Source organism: Streptomyces sp. NPDC002520 (assembly GCF_053595235.1).
Genome location: NZ_JBSFXG010000003.1, coordinates 384342 through 409275 on the forward strand (window position 1 = coordinate 384342; position 24934 = coordinate 409275).

Below are 24934 nucleotides of genomic sequence, written 5' to 3' on the forward strand. Positions count from 1 at the left end.
GCTTCCTTTTCTTACGTGCTTGCGGGTGTACGGGTGGTCTCTTCGACTACGGGTGCGGGCAGCCGCGGCGGGGCGGACCGGCTGTCGCCGAAGGACGCGCGCAGGCGCGTCATCAGGCGGATGAGCTCGGCGAGGTCGTCGTCGCTCCAGTCGCCCAGCCGCTCGGTGAGCAGGCGTGTGGTCCGCCGCGACAGCTCGTCCAGCTGATCCTGGCCCGTGGGCGTCAGGCGCAGGATGCGCGAGCGCTTGTCCGCGGGGTCCGGTGACCGCTCGATCCAGCCGCGGTCGGCGACGTGCGCCACGTGCCGGCTGGTGACCGACATGTCCACGGCCAGCAGCTCGGCGAGCTTGCTCATGCGCATGTCGCCGTGGCAGCCGAGCAGCGTCAGTACGGCCGCGGAGCCGCCCGGACAGTCGGGGGGCAGGATCCGCCCCATGTCCCTTTTGACGGCGCCGACGGCGCTGAGCTGACGTGCCAGCTCCTCGAACTGCGCCTGCCCGGCCATCACACCTCCCGTATTCGTTGCTTGGGGCAACCATAAGACTGTTTGGTTGCTGCAGGCAAACAAATGGGCGGGGAGCGGCGCAAAAACTTGGCAAAGGCAAGTATTGCGAACGTAAACGCGCAGGTCGCCGCGGGTGAGGTGCCCCCCTCTGTCCCGATGGCCCCGCACTTGGGCCGCACCCCTGTATTCGCTAGTGTCTCGGGCCATGGCTAACACCCAGGGCCCCCAGGGCAACTACGACCCCGCCGGCAGCACGCAGATGTTCCGCGCGTTCGTCGACGAGGCTCCCCAGGCGCGCCAGCAGCAGGCCGCCTCCTCCGGTCCCCGCACCGGCCTGATCATCGGCATCGTCGTGGCCGTGGCCGTCGTCGCCGCGGTGGCCTGGCTCGCGCTGAAGTAACCGAGTGCCCGACGGGCCCGCGGGCCCGTCGGGCGATCACTCCCACCGGACGGACACGTCCCGCGTCTCGATGTGCATCCCCAGCGGGACGCGCCAGGCGTCGACGCACACCGTCCAGGTGTGTTTCTCGCGCGCCCCGGCCGCGATCGGCACCGGCAGGTCCTCGGTCGAGTCGACCGTCCCCCAGTCGATGCCGAGCAGGCCGATGATGTGCGTCCCGAACGTCACCGTCCCCGAACGCACGGCCGAGCCGCCCGAGTTGTGGAAGGCGACGGTCACCTTCTCGCACCACCGCTGGTCCGTGGCCTCGCCCTCGGGGTCGCCCCAGGCGAGCTTCGCGGGCTCGGGAGGCTTCGCGTGCGAGGGAGTTGGCGTCGGGGACGGCGGAGGCGTGGTGCCCGAAGGCGTTTCGGCCGGGTCCGGCGCGGCGCCCGCGGCCCCGGTCCCGTCGGCGGTCCGATCGGGTGCGGTGCCTTCGGCGGTCGAAGGGGCCTGCTGCGAGGGAGGCTGCGAAGTCCCCGCGTCGCCGGCCGAGTTGGCGCTCCCCGTGGAGCCGGCCGCGCCGGACGGTCCGTCCAGCGGGACCATCCGCACGCCTCCGGTCGGGGCGCCGGCCGTCCTGCCGGGGCCCGGCACCGCGCCCACGGCCACGTATCCGTCCCGGCCGCCGTCCCCGCAGGCGCCCAGTGTCACGCCCAGGCACACGACGGCCGCCGACGCTGCCACGAGGGCGCCCCGGCGGCCGTGCGTCCATGTCTGACGAAGCATCCCGTCATGGTGACTGACGCTGCGTCAGAAAAGAACCCTCAGTCGGAGATGAGCCCTTCCCGCAGCTGCGCCAGCGTCCGGGTCAGCAGTCGGGAGACGTGCATCTGGGAGATGCCGACCTCCTCGCCGATCTGCGACTGGGTCATGTTGGCGAAGAAGCGCAGCATGATGATCCGGCGCTCGCGGGGCGGCAGCTTGGCCAGCAGCGGCTTGAGGGACTCGCGGTACTCCACGCCCTCCAGCGCGCTGTCCTCGTAGCCGAGGCGGTCCGCCAGGGAGCCCTCGCCGCCGTCGTCCTCGGGGGCCGGGGAGTCCAGCGAGGAGGCCGTGTAGGCGTTGCCGACCGCGAGGCCGTCGACCACGTCCTCCTCGGAGACGCCGAGCACGGCCGCCAGTTCCGTCACCGTCGGGGAGCGGTCCAGCTTCTGGGAGAGGTCGTCGCTGGCCTTGGTGAGGGCCAGGCGCAGCTCCTGGAGCCGGCGCGGGACGCGCACCGACCAGGAGGTGTCGCGGAAGAAGCGCTTGATCTCGCCCACGACCGTCGGCATCGCGAACGTCGGGAACTCCACGCCCCGTTCGCAGTCGAAGCGGTCGATCGCCTTGATCAGGCCGATCGTGCCGACCTGGACGATGTCCTCCATCGGCTCGTTGCGCGAGCGGAAGCGGGCCGCCGCGTAGCGCACGAGCGGGAGGTTCAGCTCGATCAGGGTGTCCCGGACGTAGCCGCGCTCCGGGCTGTCCTCGCCGAGGGTGGCGAGCCTGAGGAACAGGGAGCGGGACAGGGTGCGGGTGTCGATGTCCGCCGTGGCCGGAAGGACCGGCTCGGGGGTCGGCGCCGCACCGGCGGGGGACGGCACGGTGTCGAGGGCCGAGACGCCCTCGATGCCGTCGATGACGTCGAGAGCGTCGAGCTCCTTGGGCGCTGCCTCGCTCGTGGGCGTGAGCACCTTCGAGCTGCCCTTGTCTGCGGACATGCCACCCCCTTTGGGTCGCGGGACGGTCGTGGCGCGCTGCCTTTCGAGCAACGCGGCCTTCACCTGAATACCGGAGCGGGAGGTCCGGCAAACGCGCTTCCCGCAGAATGTCACATGTCGGCAACGCGCTGTAGAGACATGTCGACATGTCAGAGGCGAATCAGCCCTGGAAAGAAGGGGTCTGACGCTTTTTCGGCGCACAACTGTCGGGAACAGCCCTGGTGGGTGATTCGCTCGCGACGGTTACCGATCGATCTTGCTTGCGAACGGGTGTGACCTGCGGTGTTCCGTCCCGTGCTTCCGTGCGCCGGTCATGCCCCTAGGCATCGATGCGATTTGCGGAGCGCAGTCGCTGGAAACTCCGGGCGAGGAGGCGCGAGACGTGCATCTGGGACACGCCGAGTTCCGCGCTGATCTGGGACTGGGTGAGATTGCTGTAGTACCGCAGCAACAGGATTCGCTGTTCCCGTTCGGGGAGTTGGACGAGGAGATGCCGGACGAGGTCGCGGTGTTCCACGCCGTCCAGGGCCGGGTCCTCGTAGCCGATCCGGTCCAGCAGGCCCGGCAGCCCGTCGCCCTCCTGCGCGGCCTCCAGTGAGGTGGCGTGGTACGAGCGTCCCGCCTCGATGCAGGACAGCACCTCGTCCTCGCTGATCCTGAGCCGCTCGGCGATCTCGGCGGTCGACGGGGTGCGTCCGAAGGCGGTCGTCAGGTCCTCGGTCGCGCTGTTGACCTGCACCCACAGCTCGTGCAGCCGGCGCGGCACGTGGACGGTGCGGACGTTGTCCCGGAAGTAGCGCTTGATCTCCCCGACCACGGTCGGCATCGCGAAGGTCGGGAACTGCACGCCCCGCTCCGGGTCGAAGCGGTCGATGGCGTTGATCAGGCCGATGGTGCCGACCTGGACCACGTCCTCCATCGGCTCGTTCCGGGAGCGGAAGCGGGCGGCCGCGTAGCGCACGAGCGGGAGGTTGGCCTCGATGAGCGCTCCCCGTACCCGGGTGTGATCCGGCGTGCCCGGTGTCAGCTCCTTCAGCTCGGCGAAGAGCACCTGGGTCAGGGCGCGGGTGTCGGCGCCGCGACGCTTCTCCGGGGCAGGGGAAGTGGGCGCCTCCGGTGTGGGGGAGGTGGGCGCCTCCGGGGCGGGAGAAGTGGGCGGAACGGGGGCGGGGGCAGGCGCCTCCGCCTGGGGCGGCGCAGTACTGGCCGACACGGTCAACGCCACCTCTTCATCGGTCAATCATCCGTCAAAAGCGGTCATAGCATCACAAGACATGTGCACTGTGTGCAAGCACCGCATAACTCCGTGTTGTGGCCAAACTGGGCCAAGTTGGGTCGCAAGACGCACGAAAGCCCCCCGCCGTTCCGGCGGAGGGCTCGCTTCCCGGGAGCGGGTGCGGCTCAGAACTCGTAGTCGGCGATCACCCACGTGGCGAACTCCCGCCAGATGGCCACGCCGGACTGGTGGGCGGGGTGCTCGAGGTAGCGCTTCAGCGCGTCCGTGTCCTCGACCGCGGAGTTGATCGCGAAGTCGTGGGCGATGGGGCGGTCGCTGACGTTCCAGCCGCACTCCCAGAAGCGCAGCTCCTCGATCTGGCCGCCGAGCTCCTCGAAGGCCTTGGCGCCTGCCACGACCCGCGGATCGTCGCGTTCGACGCCCTCGTTGAGCTTGAAGAGGACCAGGTGGCGGATCATGGGGTGTACCTCAGGTCTTTCCTCCGTTGACGACCCAGGTCATGAAGTCGCCTATGGCCTTGGCCGCGTCCGATATGCCTTCGAAGCCTATCTGGACGTAGTCGGCCGCCTTGGCCGGGTCCGTGATGATCACGTACAGCGCGAAGACCACGAGCACGAACACGGTGATCTTCTTGGCGTTCACCGCCACCGCGGCCTCCCCTGTCTGTGCCTTGCGGGCCCTGTTGCCGGCGGCGAGTGTAACGTCCGCCCTCTCTTCGCCAATTGAGGGTATGCGCATGAAGGGCCCCGCCGTATGACGGGGCCCTTCTCAAGCGGTAGCGGAGGGATTTGAACCCTCGGTGACTTGCGCCACACTCGCTTTCGAGGCGAGCTCCTTCGGCCGCTCGGACACGCTACCGAGGGAGACCTTACAGCACGGCGGCACGTGGTTCGAAATCGGTATTCAGCGGTCCCGGAAAAAGTCCGTGAGCAGCCGGGCGCAGTCCTCGGCCAGGACGCCCTCGACGACCTCGGGCCGGTGGTTGAGCCTGCGGTCGCGTACGACGTCCCAGAGGGAGCCTGCCGCGCCCGCCTTGTCGTCGCGGGCGCCGTAGACCACCCGGTCCACCCGGGACTGCACCAGCGCTCCCGCGCACATCGTGCAGGGCTCCAGCGTGACCACGAGCGTGCAGCCGCTCAGCCGCCACTCCCCGAGGGTCCGGGCGGCCCGGCGCAGCGCGAGGACCTCCGCGTGGGCCGTGGGGTCCCCGGTGGCCTCGCGCTCGTTGTGCCCGGCCGCGAGCACCGTCGTACCGTCCGGGGACAGCACGACGGCGCCGACGGGTACGTCCCCGCCCCGGACGGCCTGCCCGGCCTCCTCCAGGGCGAGTCGCATCGCGTCCCGCCAGCGGTCCCGTACCGGGTCCGGAGCGCCTGCGCCTGCGCCTGCGCCTTCCGAGTCCTGTCGTGCGGTCAGCGGACGGTCTCCAGCACCTCCGAGGCGCCCAGGGCCCCGGCGATCGCGCCCAGCGCGTCCTCGGCGTCCAGCGAGCGCAGCTCCTTCTCGCTGACGCCCAGATCGTCGAGGATCTGGCTGTCGCCCACCGGGCTGTGCGGAACGGCGTCCCCGGAGGTGCCGTCCGCGTCGTCCCCGTCCTCGTCCTCGGACGACTCGCCGTCCTCCGTGCCGTCGAGGTCCAGGGCGTCCAGGTCGGTGCCGTCGTCGGCGCCGGGATCGCGGCCCAGCAGCTCGTCGGTGAGCAGCAGCTCCCCGTACGCGCTGCGCTGGGCGGCGGCCGCGTCCGAGACGTAGATACGAGGGTCGTCCTCGCCGTCCACGCGGACGACGCCGAACCAGGAGTCCTCCTGCTCGATCAGGACGAGCACCGTGTCCTCCTCGGGAGAGGCTTCCCGGGCCAGGTCGGCCAGATCCGACAGGGTCTCCACATCGTCGAGCTCTGTGTCGCTCGCTTCCCACCCGTCTTCGGTGCGCGCGAGCAGTGCGGCGAAGTACACCGTGACTCTCCCACTGGTCATAGGCGTGCCGGTTGGGGGTCCCCCCGGCGGAGGTTCTGGGCGGAGAGAGCTTCGCTCCGAGCCCCACCCACTCGGAATCGTGGCAGAAACAAGGCGTTCAGGGGATGTCTTCGACCCCCTGTGTCTGGCTGTTTCGATCGTGCATCCGTGAACGACCCACCAGCGCACTCGTTGCCGCCACGTGCGGATCGTACGCGGCTTTTCCCAAGCTCATGCACGCCCACGGCCGCGACACCTGGGCGTGCGTCGATCTTCCTCGATCGGCCTCGGCCTTCCGTTGTCCTTCCCGCCGGGATCTTCCCCGGGTCCTTGCCCTAAGGACCGTACGCCGGACCCCCCTACCAACGGAACGTCCGCATACGCATGGCGTGGCGCAGCCGTGCCGCCTTCGCCCGGCGGGGCTGGACGCGGTCGCGCAGTTGCCGCGCCTCGGCGAGATCGCGCAGGAACCGGGCGCGTCTGAGCCGGCGCTCGGCGTCCGTCTCGGTCCGCTCCGGCTCGGCGGTGCCACCGGGACCGTCGGCGTCGTCGGAGGTGTCCACGGGCACGTCAGGCAGGTCAGACACGTCACACCACCCCAGTCCGTCCTCCTACTTTCCCTCGGACGGGGGGTTTGATGCCAGAGCGAGCCGCGGTCGGGCGCGGTTACTGTTAGGGACATGCGTCTCCACGTCGTCGACCACCCCCTGGTCGCCCACAAGCTCACCACACTGCGCGACCAGCGCACCGACTCCGCGACCTTCCGCCGCCTCGCCGACGAACTGGTCACCCTGCTCGCCTACGAGGCCACGCGGGACGTGCGCACCGAGGCCGTCGACATCCGGACGCCCGTCACGCAGACCACCGGGGTCAAGCTGGCCCGCCCCCGCCCGCTGGTCGTGCCGATCCTGCGCGCCGGTCTCGGCATGCTGGACGGCATGGTCCGGCTGCTGCCGACCGCCGAGGTGGGCTTCCTGGGCATGATCCGCAACGAGGAGACGCTGCAGGCCTCCACGTACGCCTCGCGCATGCCCGAGGACCTCTCGGGCCGCCAGGTGTACGTCCTGGACCCGATGCTGGCCACCGGCGGCACCCTGGTCGCGGCGATCCAGGAGCTGATCAAGCGCGGCGCGGACGACGTGACCGCCGTGGTGCTGCTCGCCGCCCCCGAGGGCGTCGCCGTGATGGAGCGCGAGCTTGCGGGCACGCCGGTGACGGTCGTGACGGCCGCCGTCGACGACCACCTCAACGAGCAGGGCTACATCGTCCCGGGGCTCGGCGACGCCGGCGACCGCCTCTACGGCGCGGCCGAGTAAAGAATCCTGAGGGGCGCGGGGCCGTGTCGACATGCGGCTCCGCCGCGGGGCGCGTCCGGCCACGAACGGCCCGCGGCCGGACGGCGACGTGCGGCTCCCCGACTCCCGTCAGCGAAAAGTCAGCAGCTCTTCTTCTCCGTCGCCGCGGGCGCGGGCGCCGGCGCCGTCAGTTTGGCCACGGCCTGGTCGGCGGCCGTGCGCTGCGTGAGGTTCTTGAACCCGTCGCCGATGATCAGGTCGACGTCGTTCCCCTTGCGGGCCGCGTCCGTACGGCGCTGGGCGTCGGCCAGTTGGGTGGACAGCACCGGCAGCGAGGTGTCGAGCGCGGAGGCCGGGCCGAGGAGTATCCCGGTGCCCTTGACCTTCTTGTCGAAGTCCTTGCTCGCGTTGCCCACGTCGCCGATCTTGAAGCCGCGCTTCTTCAGCTCGTCCGCCGTCTGCTTGGCGAGCCCGGTGCGTGCGGTGGCGTTGTAGACGTTCACGGTGATCGCGCCGGGCTTGGGCAGCACCCGGGTCTGCGCGGCGGTCGTGGCCTTGGTGGTGCAGTCCGCTCCGGAGCCCGCCGACGTGTGCTTGTCGCCGCCCGTGAAGACGTCGATGAGCTGCAGCGTGCCCCAGCCGACCAGGCCCAGCGCGGCCACGGACGCCACTACGGCGACCGCGAGCCCGGCGCGCCGCCGACGCGGGCGCATCCGAGGATAGATGTCCCCCGTGATCCGGTACTTGCCGCCCATGCCCGGAGGAGTCAGCATGCTCATGAGCGCAGCGTAGTGCGCTCTGAGCGGTGATGCCTATTAGATGATCAGTCGGCGCCGCCCAGCGGAACCCGAAAGGGTCAACGCCGGTGCCGCCGCCGGGGTCAGTCGAGTTCGAGCACGCGCGCGTGCAGCACCTGGCGCTGCTGGAGCGCGGCGCGGACCGCACGGTGGAGGCCGTCCTCCAGGTACAGGTCGCCCTGCCACTTCACGACGTGCGCGAAGAGGTCGCCGTAGAACGTCGAGTCCTCGGCCAGCAGGGTCTCCAGGTCGAGCTGCTGCTTCGTGGTCACGAGCTGATCGAGGCGGACCGGGCGCGGCGCGACGTCCGCCCACTGCCGGGTGCTTTCCCGGCCGTGGTCGGGGTACGGCCGGCCGTTTCCGATGCGCTTGAAGATCACACGGAAAGCCTACCGGCCAACACGTTCCGGGCGCAGCCATGGAGGCGGAGTGCGACGCCGGAAAAGACCGGGTGAAGCAGGGCAAAACGGCGACTACCGGGAGCGCCGCCGGGAGCAGGGGCCCGAGATGAGTGACCGCGAGACCGCACCGGCCGCCCCCCTCCCGGGACACCGGCGCCCTCCCCCGCACAGCCGGAAACGCCCGCCGCGGCCCGGGAGATCGCCGCCGGGTACGCCTTCACCGGTCCCGCCCTCGACCTGGGCGCCCTGCTGTGGGGCGAGCGGTGCCGGGCCGACGCGCCGGTACGCATCCCGCTGTCCGCTCGGCGGGCTCGGCCACGGCATCCCGGTACGGGCCACCGTCGCCGGCTTCGGGCCCTCGGCAGGCTGATGTCCCCCCGAGGAGCAACCGGCGGGACATCTCTCGGTGACGCCCATTGGAGCGACGCCAAGCCGAAGGACGAGACCGCGCAGCCTGGAGGAGGCCGGAGGAGGCTGGAGAGGAGGGGTCCACGCGTCGGAGCGTCGGGGGGCGGAGCTGGACCGTACGGTGCGGGAGTCCCCGCTGTACGGACGTTATGCACAGGCTGTGGATCGCGAGTCGTCGCACCCCAGGCCCCCGGTGCGGGACGGCTCGGCAGAGGCGGCAGGTCCACCCTGGTCGTTGGACGTCCGACGACCAGGGTGGACGTCGGACGTCCGACGGGCCCCACCGCCTCCGCCGTCGCCGCGTCAGCGGGTGTTCTCCTCGGGCGGCCGCTGCGGTTGCTGTGGTGTGCTGTCCGGTCGCTGAGGCGTGCTGCGCCTGGCCTCCGCGCGCAGCAGGGCGCGCAGGACCGCGTACAGGTCGGTGGGCATGCTGTGTTCCTCGGGTTCCTCGGTTCCACTGCGTCGAGCTGACTGACCTCGCGGGAGCGGGGTCAGTCAGCAGCGCAGGACCACGGTGCGCAGCAGGGGTACGGCGTGCGGCGGCAACGGTGCGGCGGGGCACGAGGGTGCCGCGGGCCGCGCGGGTGCCGGGCCGAGGAGGGGCGCGGTGCGCTCGGGCGCTTGGGCCCGGTGGACGCTGCGGGCGGGGGGCCGGAGCAGCGTGCCGTGATGGACGTCGTGCTCGGAGGTCTCGGCGGCCACCGTCGGCGCCGGCAGCGCCTGGGCCTGGAAGTGGACGCCGGGCACCAGCAGGGCGAGGAGCAGCACGAGCAGCCGTAGCCATGCGCGAGGGCGCGGTGGGCGGTAGCGTGCGGTGCTGCTCACACGGGTCATGTCCCCACGGGAGCCGGGGTGTTCATCGCCCGGGGACGAGAACCGCTCGCTCGGCGTACCCCGCGGTTCACGCGGTTGACGGCGCTCACACCGTCTGCGGAACCTCCTTGGCGCGGCCGCGCAGGCCGAACGAGGTGACGATCTCCACGATGCCGACGACGATCAGCCACCAGCCGGCGACCAGGGTCAGGATGGCGACGGACTGGACCGGCGAGTCGATCAGCACGATGCCGGCGATGAAGGTGATGACCCCGAGGAAGATCTGCCAGCCCCGGGCGGGCATGGTGGAGTCGGAGATCGCGGCCATGGTCTGGGTGATTCCGCGGATCAGCCAGCCGATGCCGATCCACAGGCCGAGCAGCAGGATCGACTGCATGGCCCCGCGGAAGCAGAACAGGCCCAGCACGATCGACAGACCACCGCTGACGAAGGCCAGCACGCGCAGCGAGGTCTTCTTGTGCGTGCCGAAGGCGGCGACGAGCTGGAAGACACCGCTGACCACGAGGTAGACGCCGAACAGGACGCCGGCGACGACCAGGGAGGGGCCCGGCCAGATCAGGACGAGCACTCCGAGGATCAGCGAGGCGAGCCCCGTCAGCAGGACCACCTGCCAGGCGGCCTGGGACAGGGCGTGCAGCGGTCCCTCGAAGGGCGCTTCGGGCGGTGCGGGTGCGGGTGCGGCTGGGGGTGGGGGTGCGGGCCTGGTCTGGCCCTGTGGCGGGTGCTCCGCCTTGACGTTGCGGTCTTCGTAATCGCGGTCCCAGGAGGGACCGCCACTGGGTGCCTCGGTCATGTTCCATGCTTGGACCGAACGGGCCCGTTCCGCCACTCGGGGCGACGGGCCGACCGCCGCCCGGCTGCTGCCCGGATACCCCTGGTTCCCTATTGACCTGCGGTTTTGGTGGCCTTCGCGGCCTTGGCCGCCGCCTTCGTCTCCTGCTTGTGCGCCCGTACCTTGGCGAGTGACTCGGGGCCGGTGATGTCGGCGACGGACCGGAAGGACTTCGCCTCCCCGTAGGCCCCGGCGGCCTCCCGCCAGCCCTTGGGCCGCACCCCCAGCTGCTTGCCGAGCAGGGCGAGGAAGATCTGCGCCTTCTGCCTCCCGAACCCGGGCAGGTCCTCCAGCCGCTTCAGCAGCTCGGCCCCGCTGCCGACGCCCCGCCACACCGCCTCGGCGTCCCCGTCGTAGTGCTCGACCAGGTACTGGCACAGCTGCTGGATCCTCTTGGCCATCGCCCCCGGGTAGCGATGCACGGCGGGCTTCTCGGAGAGCAGCGCGGCGAACGCCTCCGGGTCCATGGCCGCGATGTCGTGCGCGTCCAGGTCCTCGGCCCCCATCCGCCGCGCGATCGTGGCCGGCCCCTTGAACGCCCACTCCATCGGAATCTGCTGGTCCAGGAGCATCCCGGTCAACGCGGCGAGCGGACTGCGCCCGAGCAGCGCGTCGGCCTCGCGGTCCTGGGAGAGATGCAGAGTGACGTCCATGGGTCGATGATCCCGCGCGGTGCCACACTCCGCCCGCCAGTGGTTTCCGGAGCCGATTGAGCACCATCCCGGATCCGTCCGTACGTATTGGGGGAGCGGCGGGTCCGGGGACAGAGGGCGGGTGACGTGCGGGGCGAGTACGGCGAGTGCGGCGAGTGCGGCGAGCAGAACGCGCACCAGGCGGACCGCCCGTATCTCTCACCAGACAGCCGTCTCCGTCCTGGCCGTCTCCGTCCTGGCCGTCTCCGCCCCGGTCGCCCGCGCACCCTGTTGGTGCTGGCGGCAGGTCTGTTCGCCCTCCTCCTCGGCACCGCCACCCCCGCCTCCGCCCACGCGGCCCTGCGGGAGTCGGACCCCGGCGACGGAGTCGTGCTCGCACGCGCCCCACGGCACGTGACGCTCACCTTCACCGAGTCGGTGGGGCTGCTGGTCGACTCGTTCCGCGTCTACGACCCCGGGAACCGCCGGGTGCGCACGGGCGAGGCGGACCACGCCCCCGGCCGCTCCGACACGGCCCGCGTCACCCTCCCCGCGGGCCTGGGCACCGGCACCTACACCGTGGCCTGGCGGGTGGTGTCGGCGGACAGCCACCCGGTGTCCGGCGCGCTGACGTTCTCGGTGGGCGAGCGCACGGCGACGCCGGCGAGGCTCCCCGACCGGGCGGAGAACGGTACGACCACGCGTCTGTACGACATCGCGCGCTACCTCTCCTACCTGTCCGTGACCCTCCTGCTGGGCACGGCGGCGTTCGTGGCGTACTGCCGCCCGCCGGCGCGGTCCCGGCTGCGCCCCCTGCTGAGCACCGGCGGCTGGACCCTGCTCGCCTCGACGGTCGCCCAGCTCCTGCTGCGGGGCCCGTACGAGGAGGGCGTCTCCCCGGCGAGGGCACTCGCCCTCTCCTCCCTGGCCCGCACGGCGACGACCCGCCCCGGCGAACTCCTCCTGACCCGCCTGGCCCTGCTCCTCCTCACGGCCGCCTGCGCGCTGGTCCTGAGGAGGTGGCGGCGCCGGATCCCCCGGCGCGCCGTCCTCGCGACCGGCGGGATCCTCGCCGTGGCCCTCTCCCTGACCTGGTCGGCCGCCGAACACGCCTCGGCGGGCCTTCAGGTCCCCCTCGCCGTCGCCTCCACGTCGCTCCACCTGCTGGCGGCGGCGGCCTGGCTCGGCGGCCTGACAGCCCTGCTGCTGATCCTGCGCGGAACGCCGCCGGACTCGCCCGCGTCGCCGGCCGCGTCCGCCCCGTCCGCCGCGTCCGCCCCGTCCGCCCGGGTCGTCGCCCGTTTCTCCCGGCTGGCCTTCGCCTCGGTGACCGTCCTGGTGGTGACCGGTGTCTACCAGTCCTGGCGCGGCCTGGGCTCCTGGCATGCGCTCGCCGGCACCACGTACGGGCGTGTCCTGCTGGCCAAGCTCGCGGCGGTGGCCGTGCTGCTCGCGGCGGCGGCCTGGTCCCGACGCCTGGCGACCGGCACCGCCTCGCACCACCATCACCATCACGACCACCCTCATCATCATCACCATCACCTCAGTCGTCTCCGCCGCTCGGTGTTGGTGGAGGTGGCCGTGGGCATGGTGGTCCTCGTGCTGACGACCCTGCTGACGAGCACGCTGCCCGGCCGTGCGGCGGCCGAGGCGGCGCGGTCCGCGTCGGGCGCGGCGACCGGGACCGGCATCCCGGTCGCCTCGGTCACCACGATCCCGTTCGACGTCGGCACCCCCGGCGGCCACGGCAAGGTGCAGATCACCCTGGATCCCGGCCGGCTCGGCGCGAACTCCGTCCAGGCGGTGGTCTACGGCCCCGACGGCGGCCTGTCCTCGGTCCCCGAACTCCGCGTCACCCTCACCCTGCCCGCCCGCCGGATCGGCCCCCTCGACACCGGGGTCACCGACCGGGGCGGCTACTGGGCCGCCGACTCCTTCGACCTGCCGATCCCCGGGGAGTGGACGATGAAGGTGACGGTACGGGTGTCGGAGGTGGACCAGGTGACCGTGTCCCGGACCGTGCGCGTGACGCGGTGAGGGCACGCGGCGGCCGGACGGAGGACCGGGTGGAGGATCGGGTGGAGGAGCGGATCGAGATCGAGGGCGCTGAGTTCCTCGCCACCCTGACGCTCGGGTCGGAGGTCGGCGTGCTGGCCCTGCACGGCAGCAAGGAGGGCGGTACGGCGGAGCTGGCGTACGAGGTGGCGGCCCGTACCGGCGCCAGCTGCCTGGTCTTCACGCAGCCCGCCGGTGACCCGGTGCACATCCCCTCGCACCGGATGTCCGTGCCCCACAGCGCGGCCCTGCGGGACTTCCTGGCCCACGTGACCCTCACGGTCTCCCTGCACGGCCACTTCCGCCGCTCGGCGCCCCGCTCCATCTTCCTGGGCGGTACCAACCGCGAGGCGGCCCACACCCTCCGCCGGGCCCTCGCCCGCGAGGCCCCGGACTTCGACCCCGTGACGGCCCTGCCGGACATCCCGCCCGGCCTGCGCGGCCTCCACCCCCGCAACCCGGTGAACCTCACCGCCGAGGGCGGCGTCCAGCTCGAACTCCCGTTGGCCGCACGGACCCAGGGCCCCCGTACCTCCCCAGGAACCCCGGACGTCCCACCGGCCACGGTGACGACCGCGCTCACGACCGGGGTCCGGCTGCTGCTGTCACCGGGGACCGACGGGACCGGGGCGGTTCACTGAACGCCGCGTGGACACCGCCCTCATCGCCCGCTCACATGTGGTGCTCGGGCGGCGGCGTGGCCCGGTATGCCAGTGGTTCGTAGCGGCGGTGCAGGCGACGGCGGCCGGCCGGTCAGGACACCGTGCGCTCGACCACCCTGCGGTGGCGCCCCGGCCTCGAATCCGGTCGGCTTTCGAGACACCGAGGTCAACCTCTTGACCTCGGTGGCCCCGGCCACTAATTTGCGGTAAACGTCGACCCATAACACCGAAAGGAGGCGACCAGCGGATGAACACCAGCTCTGATCTCGGTCGCCTCGCCCAGCGCAATGTCTGGGTTCCGGGTCGGATCGCGCACGGCTGCTGAGCACGCCGTTCTGATGTGCCCGTCCGTGGCACACACATTCCGGGTTTCCCGTCACCACCTTTCCGGCACGTCGCTGTTGCGTGCTGTTTTGCGCCCGCTCCTTTTATGTGGCGCGCCTGAACACAGAAAGCTGCCTGAAATTGGCGAACATGATGAATCGATCGATCACGCACCGGAACGAAGGCCTGTCATGACAGAGGCGCGGATCACGGTCAACGGGAAAGAAACACCGGTCTCACCGGCCGCACCCCACACCACAGTGCTGGACTTTCTGCGCGAGCGTGGCCTCACCGGCACCAAGGAGGGCTGCGCCGAGGGTGAATGCGGCGCCTGTTCGGTCCTGGTGGCCCGTCCCGGGGTGAACAAGCCCACCGACTGGGTGGCGGTCAACGCCTGCCTGGTCCCGGCAGCGGCGCTCGACGGTCAGGAGATCATCACCTCCGAAGGTCTCGCCACGGCCGGCGAACCCGGCACGCCGCCCGCCCTGCACCCGGTGCAGGAGGAGATGGCGGTCCGCGGCGGCTCCCAGTGCGGTTACTGCACACCGGGATTCATCTGCAGCATGGCCGCGGAGTACTACCGGCCGGGCCGCTGCGCGCACGCGGACTCGGCCGACGGCGCGGGCTCGGCCGACGGCGCGGGCTCGGCCGAAAACGCCGACGCCGAGCACGGTCCGAACGGTTTCGACCTGCACGCGCTGAGCGGAAACCTGTGCCGCTGCACCGGTTACCGCCCGATCCGCGATGCCGCGTTCGCCGTGGGGGAACCCACCGACGAGGATCCGCTGGCGCAGCGCCGCGAGCAGTCCCCGCCCGCACCGGTCGCCACCGAATACGCCCAGGGCGACAGCACGTTCCTGCGGAAGAGCACCCTGGCCGAAACGCTGCGGGTGCTGCGCGAGCGGCCCGACGCGGTGGTGGTCGCCGGCTCCACCGACTATGGCGTCGAGGTGAACATCCGCTCCCGCCGGGAGGGTTGCGTGGTCGCCATCGACCGGCTGCCCGAACTCCGGGAGCTGCGCGTCGAGTCCGACCACATCGAGATCGGGGCGGCGCTGACGCTCACCGAGATCGAACGCCGCCTCGACGGCGGCGTCCCGCTGCTGGCGGAGCTGTTCCCGCAGTTCGCGTCCCGGCTCATCCGCAACGGTGCGACCCTCGGCGGCAACCTGGGTACCGGCTCGCCCATCGGTGACAGCCCGCCGGTGCTGCTCGCCCTTGAGGCATCGCTGGTTCTCGCCGACGCCGACGGTGAGCGCGAGGTCCCGCTGGCGGACTACTTCACCGGTTACCGACAGAGCGTGCGCCGCCCCGGCGAGCTGATCCGCGCGGTGCGCGTCCCGCTGCCGCTGTCGCCGGTCGTGGCCTTCCACAAGATCGCCAAGCGGCGCTTCGACGACATCTCCAGCGTGGCGGTCGCCTTCGCGCTCGGCATCGAGGACGGGATCGTCCGCAAGGCGCGGATCGGCCTGGGCGGCGTGGCCGCCACCCCGATCCGCGCCCTCGCCACCGAGGCGGCCCTGGAGGGCAGGCCGTGGGCGCCGGAGACCGTCGAGGCCGCGGCCCAGGTGCTGCGGGCCGAGGGCACGCCGATGAACGATCACCGCGCCAGCGCCGAGTACCGCTCCGCGATGCTCGGCCAGAGCCTGTTGAAGCTGCACGCGCGAACCACCGAGGCGGTGTCGTCATGAGCCATCTGTCCGAACGCCCCGAGAAGTCCGTCGTCGGCGTCTCGATGCCGCACGAGAGCGCTGTCCTGCACGTCACCGGCACCGCGCTCTACACCGACGACCTGGTGCAGCGCACCAAGGACGTGCTGCACGCCTACCCGGTGCAGGTCATGAAGGCCCACGGCAGGATCACCAAGCTGAACACCGGGCCCGCGCTCGACGTGCCCGGCGTGGTCCGTGTGCTGACCGGTGCCGACGTGCCCGGCGTCAACGACGCCGGCATGAAGCACGACGAGCCGCTCTTCCCCGACGAGGTCATGTTCTACGGCCACGCGGTGGCCTGGGTGCTCGGTGAGAACATCGAGGCGGCCCGGCTCGGTGCCGCGGCCGTCGAGGTGGAGCTCGACGAGCAGCCCGCGCTGATCACGCTGCAGGACGCGATGGCGGCCGAGAGCTACCACGGTGCCAGGCCGCTCATGGAGAGCGGCGACATCGACGCCGGCTTCGCCGACTCCGCGCACGTGTTCACCGGTGAGTTCCAGTTCGCCGGTCAGGAGCACTTCTACCTGGAGACCCACGCGGCTCTCGCCCAGGTCGACGAGAACGGGCAGGTGTTCATCCAGAGCAGCACCCAGCACCCGTCGGAGACCCAGGAGATCGTCTCCCACGTGCTCGGTGTGCCCGCTCACGAGGTGACCGTGCAGTGCCTGCGGATGGGCGGCGGCTTCGGCGGCAAGGAGATGCAGCCGCACGGGTTCGCGGCCGTCGCCGCGCTCGGCGCCAAGCTGACCGGCCGCCCGGTCCGGTTCCGGCTCAACCGGACGCAGGACCTGACGATGTCCGGCAAGCGGCACGGGTTCCACGCCTCGTGGAGGATCGGCTTCGACGCCGACGGCCGCATCCAGGCCCTCGACGCCACGCTGACCGCGGACGGCGGCTGGAGCCTGGACCTGTCCGAGCCGGTCCTCGCGCGGGCGCTGTGCCACATCGACAACACGTACTGGATCCCCAACGCGCGTGTCGCCGGCCGCATCGCCAAGACCAACACGGTCTCCAACACAGCCTTCCGCGGCTTCGGCGGCCCCCAGGGCATGCTGGTGATCGAGGACATCCTGGGTCGCGTCGCGCCGCGGCTCGGCCTCGACCCCATGGAGCTGCGCGAGCGCAACTTCTACCAGCCGGACCAGGGCCAGACGACGCCGTACGGGCAGCCGGTCACCCAGGCCGACCGGATCTCCACCGTCTGGCGGCAGGTCCAGGAGAACGCCGGCATCGCCGACCGGGGGCGCGAGATCGCCGCCTTCAACGCCGCGCACCCGCACACCAAGCGGGCGCTCGCGATCACCGGCATCAAGTTCGGTATCTCGTTCAACCTCACCGCCTTCAACCAGGGCGGCGCGCTGGTGCTGATCTACAAGGACGGTTCCGTCCTGATCAACCACGGCGGCACCGAGATGGGCCAGGGCCTGCACACCAAGATGATCCAGGTGGCCGCGACCACCCTGGGCATCCCGCCGCACAAGGTCCGCCTCGCCCCGACGCGTACCGACAAGGTGCCCAACACCTCGGCGACCGCGGCCAGTTCGGGCGCGGACCTCAACGGTGGGGCCATCAAGAACGCCTGTGAGCAGCTGCGTGGGCGGTTGCTGCAGGTGGCCGCCTCCCAGCTGGGTGCGAACGCCTCCGACGTGCGCATCGTCGAGGGCGTCGCGCGCGCCCTGGGCAGCGACAAGGAGCTGGCCTGGGACGACCTGGTGCACACCGCGTACTTCCAGCGGGTGCAGCTGTCGGCGTCCGGCTTCTACCGGACCGAGGGGCTGCACTGGGACGCCAAGGCGTTCCGGGGCTCGCCGTTCAAGTACTTCGCCAACGGCGCCGCCGCGACCGAGGTGGAGGTCGACGGCTTCACCGGTGCGTACCGCATCCGGCGCGTGGACATCGTGCACGACGTCGGCGACAGCCTCTCCCCGATGATCGACATCGGTCAGGTCGAGGGCGGCTTCGTGCAGGGCGCGGGCTGGCTGACACTGGAGGACCTGCGCTGGGACACCAGTGACGGGCCGCACCGCGGACGGCTGCAGACCCAGGCGGCGAGCACGTACAAGCTGCCGAGCTTCTCCGAGATGCCGCAGGAGTTCAACGTCACGCTGCTGGAGAACGCCACGGAGGAGGGCGCGGTCTACGGCTCCAAGGCCGTGGGTGAGCCTCCGCTGATGCTGGCGTTCTCGGTGCGGGAAGCGTTGCGGCAGGCCGCCGCCGCGTTCGGGCCGAGTGGGGTCAGTGTCGATCTGGCCTCGCCCGCGACGCCGGAAGCGGTGTACTGGGCGATCCAGGAGGCCCGCGAGGGCGAGGTCCCCCGGAACGGCGCCGCTGTCGACGGCCCCGCCGTGGACGCGCTGAGCGGTGCCTGACATGACATGGATCGCCGCGGTCGCACGGTTGCGGGCACGCCGGGAGTCCGGCGTGCTGGTGACCGTCGCGACCGTGCGCGGCCATGCCCCGCGTGACGCCGGTGCGAAGCTCGTCGTGGGGCAGACCGGGACGTGGGGCTCGATCGGTGGCGGCAATGTCGAGGCCGTCGCGATCGACCGGGCCCGGGAGATGATCGCCGCTTCCAAGCCGGAGCCGGAGCTGATGGATTTCGCCCTGAACGACAAGGTGAGCAACCAGCACGGCGTGCAGTGCTGCGGCGGCGCGGTCTCGGTGCTGCTCGAACCGCTGCCGGTGGTACGGGCGGTGGCGATCTTCGGCGTCGGCCACGTCGGGCTGGAACTGGCGCGCATCCTGGCACGTCAGGACCTCGACCTCCATCTGATCGACTCCCGCTCCGACATCCTCACCGAGGAGCGGATGGATGTGCTGGCGGACGCGGTGGCGCAGGTGCACGTGCATCACACGCCGCTGCTGCCCGAGGAGGTGCTGGAGGAGTTGCCGCGCGGCACCCACATCCTGATCATGACCCATGATCACGCCGAGGACGCCGCTCTGTGCGACGCCGCTCTGCGCACCGATCACCTCGGCTCCATCGGGCTGATCGGCTCGGCGGCCAAATGGGCGCGGTTCCGGGGGCGCCTGTCCACCGAGGGCGGTCACGACGAAGCCACCATCGACCGGATCAAGACCCCGATCGGGCTGGCCGACATCACCGGCAAGGAACCCGCGACCATCGCCGTGAGCGTCGCCGCCGATCTGCTGCGCACCTTCGAGACCGAGGAGAACTGAGGGGAGAAGCGACCCTCCGACCGGATGGAACAGCACCTACCTCGTCCCGTACGACGCGGCCGAGCGGGCCGGCGAGCACCTCGCGTTCGGCCCTGCTGAGGCCCGTCGGCGGCTTTTCGATCCCTGTCGCAGATCCCGGCGGCTGTCGGACCGGCCGCGCGGCCGCATGGCGTCACCGCCGGATGTTTCGGGCGGAAGCTGCTGGGATCACCGAGTCCGCCATTCATGTGAATCTACAAGAGGGGTCTGCCGACCGGCCAATTCCTTCATGTTTTCGGTGACTGACCCGTCGGCGGGTCCGACGGGTGTACTTGCGAACGACGCCGATACGAATGAAGAGAGCCGACGGCGGTCGTGAACGCCATCCGCAATGCGACGGAGTTGAACCCGACCCGCACCCCGGTCTCACCGGAGCGCATTGTCGGCGACCAGTCGCGCTGATGTCCCGACCGTCTCCAAAAGAAGGAGTGACCGTGACCGCGCACACCGAAGAAACGAGCATCCAGGAGATCGAGCGCGCCTGGATGCACGAGGCCATCGGCCTTGCCACCGACAGCGTGAAGAACGGCGGCGGTCCGTTCGGCGCACTGATCGTGAAGAACGGCGAGATCGTCGCGATCGGGAACAACAAGGTCACTTCGAATCTGGACCCGACGGCACACGGCGAGGTGAGCGCGATCCGTGCCGCCTGCGAGAAGCTGGGCACCTTCTCGCTCGAGGGCTGCGTCCTGATCACCTCGTGCGAGCCGTGCCCGATGTGTCTTTCCTCCGCGCTGTGGGCGCGGGTCGACCGGATCATCTTCGCCGCTGATCGAGATGACGCCGCGGTGGCCGGTTTCGACGACCGCAAGTTCTACGGCCTGTTCGAGAAGAAGCCCGCGGAGCTGTGGCCGATGGAGATCGTGCGAGTGGACATGCCGAACCGTACGGCGCCGTTCGACGCGTGGCAGGACAAGTCCGACCGCATCGACTACTGAAAGACCGGTTCCCCGCGGATCTCCGGGGACCTCGCGTCACCCGGCGCGGGTGCCGGGCTGGTCGACACGAACCCGGACGAGGCCCCCGGGCTGCTGATCGAGATGTCTGACGTCTCGACACAGCGGCCCGGGGGCCTCGTCGGCGTTCTGTCCTTGCGCACTCGACCTGCCGCACGCACTCGTGGAGTGGGTCACGATGCCTGTCCTCACCTGCGAGGGTGACCGCCGCCGCAAGCCGCGCCCGCGGCTCACCGGCACTGCCGGGTCCGTCGACCGCGCGCCCGCGAGACCGTGCAGCCCGGTCGAGCACGCCTTCGCCCGTCTCAAGGACCGGACATCGGGCGGTCGATCCGGGTCCCGCCGGCTCCGGGCCGACCCGATCCACGGTTTCCGGCCCGACGCGATCTGTCGATTTCCGGCCCGCTTGCCCGTGATGGCAGCACCGCGCTCCAGCACTGCGGTCGGGGTCGAGGACGCCGGCCGCTCCGTGCGCCTGAATCGGCCTCACGCGGCTGGGGGCGACCGGAGCGCAGCACTCCCGTCGGCACGCGGGAACGGCGCCGGCCATCCCGGTGCCCAGATCCGGCCGCGACCTCCGCCCTCGTCACGGATCCGGCGAAAGGCGTCCAGGTCGGCCATCGACAAGGTCCACGGCCGATGGGTCAGCGATCTCCGGGGCCGGTGTCGGCGACGACCCAGGCGCGCTTGTAGGTGCGCATCAGCAGGGCGGTCTCGGCGCTCGTCACGCCGTCGAGGTCGGCGAGGACAACGGCGGCGAAGGCGTCGAGGTCGGCCGGGGAGCGGTGGCTGGAGTAGCCGAGGACGTTGGTGGTGCCAGTGGTCAGCACGAGGTGGCGGATAGCCGGCTCCTCGGCGAGGCGGCGCAGTGCGGCGTCGAGATGCCGGTGCGCGACAGCGAGGCGGAACCGCGCCTCGACGGGGTAGCCGAGAACGCCCGGCTCGGCGTGCAGGCGCACGTGCAGGACGTGGGAGTTCATCAGCCGGGCGAGCCGTCGGCGCGCGGTGGTCTCGCCGAGGTTCAGTTCGCGGGCGATGCGGGTGGTGGACATGCGGGCGTCGTCCTGAAGGAGTCCGACCAACTTGCGGTCGAGGTCGTCGACGGTGATCGGCTCGGGCAGCGGCCGGCCCGCGGCGATGAGGCGGCGGACCGGTGTGGGCTCCTCGTCGTAGGGGGCCCAGTCCATCGTGGTGAGGAGCAGTCGCAGCACCACGGCCGTGTGGATGTCCCGGACACCGCCGAGCCGGCCGATGGAACCGTCGATCACCGTGAGCAGGTGCTCGCGGGTGGGGGCGGTGAGCTCGACGAACACGTCGAGCGCTCCGGTGGCGACCTCGATCGAGCGGGCGTCGGGGCGGTCGGCCAGGGCGAGCGCTGTCTCGTGCAGGCGCCCCGGGGCGCAGCGGACGGCGACCTCGGCGATGACGCCCTCGTGCATGTGCTCGGGGACCAGGGAGGCGGTGAAGCGGACTTGGCCGGTCGCGGTCATCCGGTCGAGGCGCCGCGCGACCGTGCGCTCGTGGACACCGGTGGCAGCGGCGATGTCGGCGAAGGGCGCGCGGGGATCGCGGTGGAGGGCTCGCAGGATGGCATGGTCCAGGCCGTCGAGGAGCCTGGTCGCCCCCGCGTGTTCGCCTCCACCGGTTCGCGGCTCGATGCCTGAATCCACCGCTGGTACTCCTCTCGGCGCCGCCTTCAACCGATTATTTCCCCATGTGTTGCCTGCGTCGCAACCCCCAGGTCACATTGTGGTGCGGATTCCGCCGCCGATCTGCCCCTCGATCGGGCCGGCGGCGGGTCTCTCTCCCCACCCTCACCTCGTCGCGAAGCAGGTGCTGCCCATGTCCGAGACCGGCACCCTCAGTCCCAGACCGATCAGACCCGCGGTCCGCACCACCTCGGCCGCCACCGTGATCGCCTCGGTGGCCCTGGTGGAACTCTCCAGCGGAATCACCCAGGGCTTCCTGTCCCCGCTGCTCAAAGGCCTGACCGGCGCGCTGCACGTCACCGCCGCCGACCTCAACTGGGTCAGCATCGCCAACCTGCTGGCCAGCGTCGCCTTCACACCGGTGCTCTCCCGGATGGGAGACCTGTACGGGCACCGCCGGATCCTGCGCTGGAACCTCGCCATCGTGCTGCTCGGCTCCGTCCTGGTGGGTCTGAGCCGCTCCTTCGGGCTGCTACTCGTCGGCCAGCTGCTCCAGGGCGCCTTCGCCGGCTTCTTCCCGCTGCTCGTCGGCATCCTCCGCAACCGCAGCAGTGCCGCGGAGAGCCGACGCGGCATCAGCCTGATGGTCGCGGCGCTCACCGGCGGCGTCGCGCTCGGCCTGGTGGCCAGCGGTCTGCTCGCCCGGTCGGTGGCCAGCCCCACCGCCGCGCTCTGGGTGCCGACCGCCGCCGTCGGGCTCGCCCTGGCGGTGACCTGGCCGCTGCTGCCCGAGTCCGGCCACCGGCCCGGCGGCCGGGTCGACTGGGCGGGCGGCCTGCTGCTCTGCCTCGGCCTGGTGGCGGTCATGCTGGGCCTGGGCCAGGGCGGCGCGCCCGGCTGGGAGTGGACCTCCGCGCGGACGCTCGCCTGCCTGATCGGCGAGGCGGCCGTAGTCGTCCTGTGGGCGTTGGTGGAGCTGCGCACCGCGGAGCCGATGATCGACGTGCGGATGTTCCGTCACCGCAACCTGGTCGTGGTCTCGCTGGTGGCGCTGTCGTTCACCTTCGGCATGCTCGGCCTGCTGGTCGCCAACCCGGTCTTCCTCGGCACCGCGAAGCACGAGGCCGGGTACGGGCTGGGCCTGGACCCGTTCGGCATCGCCCTGGCCATGCTGCCGAACATGCTGGCGCTCACACTCGGCGCCCTGGCGGCCCCCCGCCTGGCCGCCCGCATCACCGACCGACGGGTGCTGGTGACCGGCTCACTGCTGATGGCCGGCGGCTACGGCGCCGAGTACCTGGGCCACGCCTCCGCCGTCGCCTTCCTCGCCGCCACCGCCGTCGCGGGCCTGGGCAGCGGCCTGTTGCAGCACTCCACCCGCACCCTCGCGGTGGAGGCCGTGCCGCACGAGCAGACCTCGGTCGGCTCCGGCATCAACGAGCTGCTGATCAACGTCGGCGGCTCGATCGGCGCCGCCGTGGTGCTGGCCGTGTTCGCCGCCCACACCGCCGCCGGCGCGGCCCTGCCCGACTTCGGCGCCTACACGGCCAGCTGGCTGACCTGCGGCGCGATCGCCCTCGCCGGCGCCGTTGTCGCCCTGTTCTACCGAGGAGCCAACCGATGACCGTCACCACACTCGACGCGCTCCGCGCCCGCACCCGCGACGTGCTGACGAGCCGCCAGGACCAGGTGATCGACCTCAGCCACCGCCTGCACGCCGACCCTGAGCTCGCCTACGAGGAGCACCGCTCCGCCCGCCGGATCGCCGATCTACTGGAAGGCGCGGGCTTCGCGGTGAGCCGGGGAGTCGCCGACCTGCCCACCGCCTTCACCGCGACCGCCGGCAGCGGCGACCTGGTCGTCGGGATCTGCGTCGAGTACGACGCGCTGCCCGGCATCGGCCACGCCTGCGGCCACAACGTCAACGCCGCTGCCGCGGTCTCCGCCGGGCTCGCACTGGCCCCGGTCGCCGACGAGCTGGGCCTGACCGTCAAGCTGATCGGCACCCCGGCCGAGGAGTCCGGCGGCGGCAAGGTGGACCTGCTGCGCGGCGGCGTCTTCGACGACGTCGGCGCCGCCATGATGGTGCACGCCGCGCCCGCCGACGCGGTCGGCCTGAGCTCCCTGGCGATCAGCAGCCTGCGCGTCGGCTACACCGGCCGTCCCGCGCACGCTGCCGCCATGCCGCACCGCGGCATCAACGCCGCCGACGCCATGATGATCGCCCAGGTGGCCATCGCCGCCTACCGACAGCAGTTGACGCCGGGCGCGGTGGTCTCCGGCGTGGTCACCTCGGCCGGTGACGCGGCCAACGTCATCCCCGCGCAGGCGACCGCGGAGTACGACTGCCGTGCCCGCACCGCCGAGGAACTCGCCGAGCTCCGGTCGCGGGTCCGCGCCTGCTTCGAGGCCGGGGCCCTGGCCACCGGGGCCGAACTCGCTCTGGAGAGCGTCGGCAACGACTACGCCGACCTGCGCCAGGACCTTGCCATGAGCCGCAGCTACCGTGCGGCGGCCGAAGCCCTCGGCCGTAGCGTCCCTGATGCCGACCCGGACCTGCGGGGCGGCTCGACCGACATGGGCAATGTCTCTCACATCGTCCCGACCATCCACCCGATGATCGGCTACGACTGCGGCGACACGATCATGCACAACCCCGAGTTCACCCGCTACGGCACCAGCCCCCAGGCCGACCGCGCCCTCCTCGACGGCGGCCTCGCCATGGCCTGGACCACCCTCGACCTCGCCCTCGACCCCACCCACCGGGCCTCACTGCTCACCCGCCTCGCAGCCCGATAGGGGACTGTCCCCAAGCTCTCTGAGGCAAGGCCGAGGAGCAGGAAGCGACGCCAATCGCGGTACTTGGGACCCAGAACCCCGACCGAGACGAAAACTGAGACGGACAACGTCGAAGGGCCCCGCTGCGAGCAGCGGGGCCCTTCGACATCGTGCCCGGTGAGGCACTGGCGGAGGATACGAGATTCGAACTCGTGAGGGGTTGCCCCCAACACGCTTTCCAAGCGTGCGCCCTAGGCCTCTAGGCGAATCCTCCGCCGGAAACATTACATGACCGAGGGGAGTGCTCGCGAACCCGTTCTCGCAGGCCCGGATCGGGTCCGCATCGGGTACTGCCCGCAAGCCGCGATCGGGTAGTGTGGAGCGCAGCCCCTCACGCGGCGCTATCTGACTGAACTCCCCCAGGGCCGGAAGGCAGCAAGGGTAGGTCGGCTCTGGCGGGTGCGTGGGGGGCGCTTGCGTTTGCCGGGGCGGGCCGCGGGGCGGGAGCCTTCGGCGGGGTTGGTTGTCAGCGGGCGCCTA

26 protein-coding genes, 2 tRNA genes and 1 other RNA gene are annotated in these 24934 nt (G+C 71.3%); 11 read left to right on the forward strand and 18 right to left on the reverse strand.

The features are described 5' to 3' along the window. Window positions 1–11 precede the first annotated feature (11 nt). The gene (locus ACWD5D_RS07745) at window positions 12–506 is read right to left on the reverse strand and encodes a MarR family winged helix-turn-helix transcriptional regulator (RefSeq protein ID WP_451371894.1); all 495 of its coding nucleotides are present in this window, start codon (window positions 504–506) and stop codon (window positions 12–14) included. A 205-nt stretch (window positions 507–711) separates the two neighbouring features. Here ACWD5D_RS07745 and ACWD5D_RS07750 point away from each other — a divergent pair, with 205 nt between their 5' ends. Further along, on the forward strand, window positions 712–906 hold the full coding sequence (locus ACWD5D_RS07750) for a hypothetical protein (protein ID WP_451371895.1): 195 nt from the start codon (window positions 712–714) through the stop codon (window positions 904–906). Window positions 907–942: 36 nt separating this feature from the next. Here the strand turns inward: ACWD5D_RS07750 and ACWD5D_RS07755 are convergent, their stop codons facing one another. From ACWD5D_RS07755 to ACWD5D_RS07795, 9 genes are all read right to left on the reverse strand, one after another. After that, a complete protein-coding gene (locus tag ACWD5D_RS07755; RefSeq protein ID WP_451371896.1) occupies window positions 943–1674 on the reverse strand; it encodes a hypothetical protein in 732 nt (243 codons plus the stop codon). Window positions 1675–1712: 38 nt separating this feature from the next. Continuing rightward, window positions 1713–2648: an RNA polymerase sigma factor SigF gene (locus ACWD5D_RS07760; RefSeq protein ID WP_451371897.1), complete on the reverse strand. Its 936-nt coding sequence runs from the start codon at window positions 2646–2648 to the stop codon at window positions 1713–1715. A 319-nt stretch (window positions 2649–2967) separates the two neighbouring features. After that, window positions 2968–3867 carry an RNA polymerase sigma factor SigF gene (locus ACWD5D_RS07765; protein ID WP_451371977.1) on the reverse strand — a complete coding sequence of 300 codons (900 nt, stop codon included), beginning with the start codon at window positions 3865–3867 and terminating at the stop codon, window positions 2968–2970. Window positions 3868–4049: 182 nt separating this feature from the next. Next, the gene (locus tag ACWD5D_RS07770; protein WP_451371898.1) at window positions 4050–4343 is read right to left on the reverse strand and encodes a Dabb family protein; all 294 of its coding nucleotides are present in this window, start codon (window positions 4341–4343) and stop codon (window positions 4050–4052) included. A 10-nt stretch (window positions 4344–4353) separates the two neighbouring features. Further along, window positions 4354–4533, reverse strand: a complete 180-nt coding sequence (locus ACWD5D_RS07775) for a hypothetical protein (protein ID WP_451371899.1) — start codon at window positions 4531–4533, stop codon at window positions 4354–4356. A gap of 125 nt (window positions 4534–4658) precedes the next feature. Further along, window positions 4659–4743 (reverse strand) — tRNA-Ser (locus ACWD5D_RS07780). 45 nt (window positions 4744–4788) lie between these two features. Further along, on the reverse strand, window positions 4789–5220 hold the full coding sequence (gene tadA, locus ACWD5D_RS07785) for a tRNA adenosine(34) deaminase TadA (protein WP_451371900.1): 432 nt from the start codon (window positions 5218–5220) through the stop codon (window positions 4789–4791). A gap of 77 nt (window positions 5221–5297) precedes the next feature. Further along, window positions 5298–5840, reverse strand: a complete 543-nt coding sequence (locus tag ACWD5D_RS07790) for a tRNA adenosine deaminase-associated protein (RefSeq protein WP_451371978.1) — start codon at window positions 5838–5840, stop codon at window positions 5298–5300. Between the two features lie 359 nt (window positions 5841–6199). Then, window positions 6200–6403, reverse strand: coding sequence for a hypothetical protein (locus tag ACWD5D_RS07795; RefSeq protein WP_451371979.1), 204 nt, complete (start codon window positions 6401–6403; stop codon window positions 6200–6202). A 117-nt stretch (window positions 6404–6520) separates the two neighbouring features. Between ACWD5D_RS07795 and upp the strand changes: the two genes are divergently transcribed. Further along, window positions 6521–7156 carry a uracil phosphoribosyltransferase gene (gene upp / locus ACWD5D_RS07800; RefSeq protein ID WP_451371901.1) on the forward strand — a complete coding sequence of 212 codons (636 nt, stop codon included), beginning with the start codon at window positions 6521–6523 and terminating at the stop codon, window positions 7154–7156. Between the two features lie 119 nt (window positions 7157–7275). Here the strand turns inward: upp and ACWD5D_RS07805 are convergent, their stop codons facing one another. The 6 genes from ACWD5D_RS07805 to ACWD5D_RS07830 all read right to left on the reverse strand — a co-directional run bounded on the left by ACWD5D_RS07805 (window position 7276) and on the right by ACWD5D_RS07830 (window position 11060). After that, window positions 7276–7914, reverse strand: coding sequence for a LytR C-terminal domain-containing protein (locus ACWD5D_RS07805; RefSeq protein WP_451371902.1), 639 nt, complete (start codon window positions 7912–7914; stop codon window positions 7276–7278). 101 nt (window positions 7915–8015) lie between these two features. Then, window positions 8016–8312: a type II toxin-antitoxin system VapB family antitoxin gene (locus tag ACWD5D_RS07810; protein WP_004943146.1), complete on the reverse strand. Its 297-nt coding sequence runs from the start codon at window positions 8310–8312 to the stop codon at window positions 8016–8018. A gap of 732 nt (window positions 8313–9044) precedes the next feature. After that, complete coding sequence (locus ACWD5D_RS07815) at window positions 9045–9170, reverse strand: hypothetical protein (protein ID WP_451371903.1); 126 nt, start codon at window positions 9168–9170, stop codon at window positions 9045–9047. A gap of 66 nt (window positions 9171–9236) precedes the next feature. Next, on the reverse strand, window positions 9237–9566 hold the full coding sequence (locus ACWD5D_RS07820) for a hypothetical protein (protein ID WP_451371904.1): 330 nt from the start codon (window positions 9564–9566) through the stop codon (window positions 9237–9239). A gap of 94 nt (window positions 9567–9660) precedes the next feature. Continuing rightward, window positions 9661–10368: an HdeD family acid-resistance protein gene (locus tag ACWD5D_RS07825; RefSeq protein WP_451371905.1), complete on the reverse strand. Its 708-nt coding sequence runs from the start codon at window positions 10366–10368 to the stop codon at window positions 9661–9663. Between the two features lie 89 nt (window positions 10369–10457). Next, window positions 10458–11060 carry an HhH-GPD-type base excision DNA repair protein gene (locus tag ACWD5D_RS07830; protein WP_451371906.1) on the reverse strand — a complete coding sequence of 201 codons (603 nt, stop codon included), beginning with the start codon at window positions 11058–11060 and terminating at the stop codon, window positions 10458–10460. 270 nt (window positions 11061–11330) lie between these two features. Between ACWD5D_RS07830 and ACWD5D_RS07835 the strand changes: the two genes are divergently transcribed. From ACWD5D_RS07835 to ACWD5D_RS07860, 6 genes are all read left to right on the forward strand, one after another. Further along, window positions 11331–13076: a copper resistance CopC/CopD family protein gene (locus ACWD5D_RS07835; RefSeq protein ID WP_451371907.1), complete on the forward strand. Its 1746-nt coding sequence runs from the start codon at window positions 11331–11333 to the stop codon at window positions 13074–13076. Window positions 13077–13105: 29 nt separating this feature from the next. After that, on the forward strand, window positions 13106–13735 hold the full coding sequence (locus ACWD5D_RS07840; RefSeq protein ID WP_451371908.1) for a poly-gamma-glutamate hydrolase family protein: 630 nt from the start codon (window positions 13106–13108) through the stop codon (window positions 13733–13735). Between the two features lie 536 nt (window positions 13736–14271). Further along, window positions 14272–15771: a xanthine dehydrogenase small subunit gene (locus tag ACWD5D_RS07845; RefSeq protein ID WP_451371909.1), complete on the forward strand. Its 1500-nt coding sequence runs from the start codon at window positions 14272–14274 to the stop codon at window positions 15769–15771. After that, a complete protein-coding gene (xdhB, locus tag ACWD5D_RS07850; RefSeq protein ID WP_451371910.1) occupies window positions 15768–18161 on the forward strand; it encodes a xanthine dehydrogenase molybdopterin binding subunit in 2394 nt (797 codons plus the stop codon). Before ACWD5D_RS07845 ends, xdhB begins: the two co-directional genes overlap by 4 nt. A gap of 1 nt (window position 18162) precedes the next feature. After that, entirely contained in the window at window positions 18163–18972 is an 810-nt protein-coding gene (gene xdhC / locus ACWD5D_RS07855; protein WP_451371911.1) for a xanthine dehydrogenase accessory protein XdhC, read from the forward strand. Window positions 18973–19445: 473 nt separating this feature from the next. Next, window positions 19446–19949, forward strand: a complete 504-nt coding sequence (locus ACWD5D_RS07860; RefSeq protein ID WP_451371912.1) for a nucleoside deaminase — start codon at window positions 19446–19448, stop codon at window positions 19947–19949. A 662-nt stretch (window positions 19950–20611) separates the two neighbouring features. On the opposite strand, the gene ACWD5D_RS07865 is transcribed toward ACWD5D_RS07860, so the two are convergent. Continuing rightward, window positions 20612–21637: an Lrp/AsnC family transcriptional regulator gene (locus ACWD5D_RS07865; protein WP_451371913.1), complete on the reverse strand. Its 1026-nt coding sequence runs from the start codon at window positions 21635–21637 to the stop codon at window positions 20612–20614. A gap of 172 nt (window positions 21638–21809) precedes the next feature. Between ACWD5D_RS07865 and ACWD5D_RS07870 the strand changes: the two genes are divergently transcribed. Beyond that, window positions 21810–23240, forward strand: a complete 1431-nt coding sequence (locus tag ACWD5D_RS07870) for an MFS transporter (RefSeq protein ID WP_451371914.1) — start codon at window positions 21810–21812, stop codon at window positions 23238–23240. Then, the gene (locus tag ACWD5D_RS07875; RefSeq protein WP_451371915.1) at window positions 23237–24415 is read left to right on the forward strand and encodes a M20 family metallopeptidase; all 1179 of its coding nucleotides are present in this window, start codon (window positions 23237–23239) and stop codon (window positions 24413–24415) included. The genes ACWD5D_RS07870 and ACWD5D_RS07875 overlap by 4 nt, the downstream gene beginning before the upstream one ends. Window positions 24416–24580: 165 nt before the next feature. Here ACWD5D_RS07875 and ACWD5D_RS07880 read toward each other — a convergent pair. Beyond that, a tRNA-Ser gene (locus ACWD5D_RS07880) sits at window positions 24581–24668 on the reverse strand. A 108-nt stretch (window positions 24669–24776) separates the two neighbouring features. Between ACWD5D_RS07880 and ffs the strand changes: the two genes are divergently transcribed. Then, window positions 24777–24875, forward strand: an RNA gene (gene ffs, locus ACWD5D_RS07885) — signal recognition particle sRNA small type. Window positions 24876–24934 lie beyond the last annotated feature (59 nt).

Bases quoted from the DNA above. Each gene is read 5' to 3' on its own strand.
- ACWD5D_RS07745 (WP_451371894.1), bottom strand. From the start codon at position 506: ATGGCCGGGCAGGCGCAGTTCGAGGAGCTGGCACGTCAGCTCAGCGCC.
- ACWD5D_RS07750 (WP_451371895.1), top strand. From the start codon at position 712: ATGGCTAACACCCAGGGCCCCCAGGGCAACTACGACCCCGCCGGCAGC.
- ACWD5D_RS07755 (WP_451371896.1), bottom strand. From the start codon at position 1,674: ATGCTTCGTCAGACATGGACGCACGGCCGCCGGGGCGCCCTCGTGGCA.
- ACWD5D_RS07760 (WP_451371897.1), bottom strand. From the start codon at position 2,648: ATGTCCGCAGACAAGGGCAGCTCGAAGGTGCTCACGCCCACGAGCGAG.
- ACWD5D_RS07770 (WP_451371898.1), bottom strand. From the start codon at position 4,343: ATGATCCGCCACCTGGTCCTCTTCAAGCTCAACGAGGGCGTCGAACGC.
- tadA (WP_451371900.1), bottom strand. From the start codon at position 5,220: ATGCGACTCGCCCTGGAGGAGGCCGGGCAGGCCGTCCGGGGCGGGGAC.
- upp (WP_451371901.1), top strand. From the start codon at position 6,521: ATGCGTCTCCACGTCGTCGACCACCCCCTGGTCGCCCACAAGCTCACC.
- ACWD5D_RS07805 (WP_451371902.1), bottom strand. From the start codon at position 7,914: ATGAGCATGCTGACTCCTCCGGGCATGGGCGGCAAGTACCGGATCACG.
- ACWD5D_RS07815 (WP_451371903.1), bottom strand. From the start codon at position 9,170: ATGCCCACCGACCTGTACGCGGTCCTGCGCGCCCTGCTGCGCGCGGAG.
- ACWD5D_RS07825 (WP_451371905.1), bottom strand. From the start codon at position 10,368: ATGACCGAGGCACCCAGTGGCGGTCCCTCCTGGGACCGCGATTACGAA.
- ACWD5D_RS07830 (WP_451371906.1), bottom strand. From the start codon at position 11,060: ATGGACGTCACTCTGCATCTCTCCCAGGACCGCGAGGCCGACGCGCTG.
- ACWD5D_RS07845 (WP_451371909.1), top strand. From the start codon at position 14,272: ATGACAGAGGCGCGGATCACGGTCAACGGGAAAGAAACACCGGTCTCA.
- xdhB (WP_451371910.1), top strand. From the start codon at position 15,768: ATGAGCCATCTGTCCGAACGCCCCGAGAAGTCCGTCGTCGGCGTCTCG.
- xdhC (WP_451371911.1), top strand. From the start codon at position 18,163: ATGACATGGATCGCCGCGGTCGCACGGTTGCGGGCACGCCGGGAGTCC.
- ACWD5D_RS07870 (WP_451371914.1), top strand. From the start codon at position 21,810: ATGTCCGAGACCGGCACCCTCAGTCCCAGACCGATCAGACCCGCGGTC.
- ACWD5D_RS07875 (WP_451371915.1), top strand. From the start codon at position 23,237: ATGACCGTCACCACACTCGACGCGCTCCGCGCCCGCACCCGCGACGTG.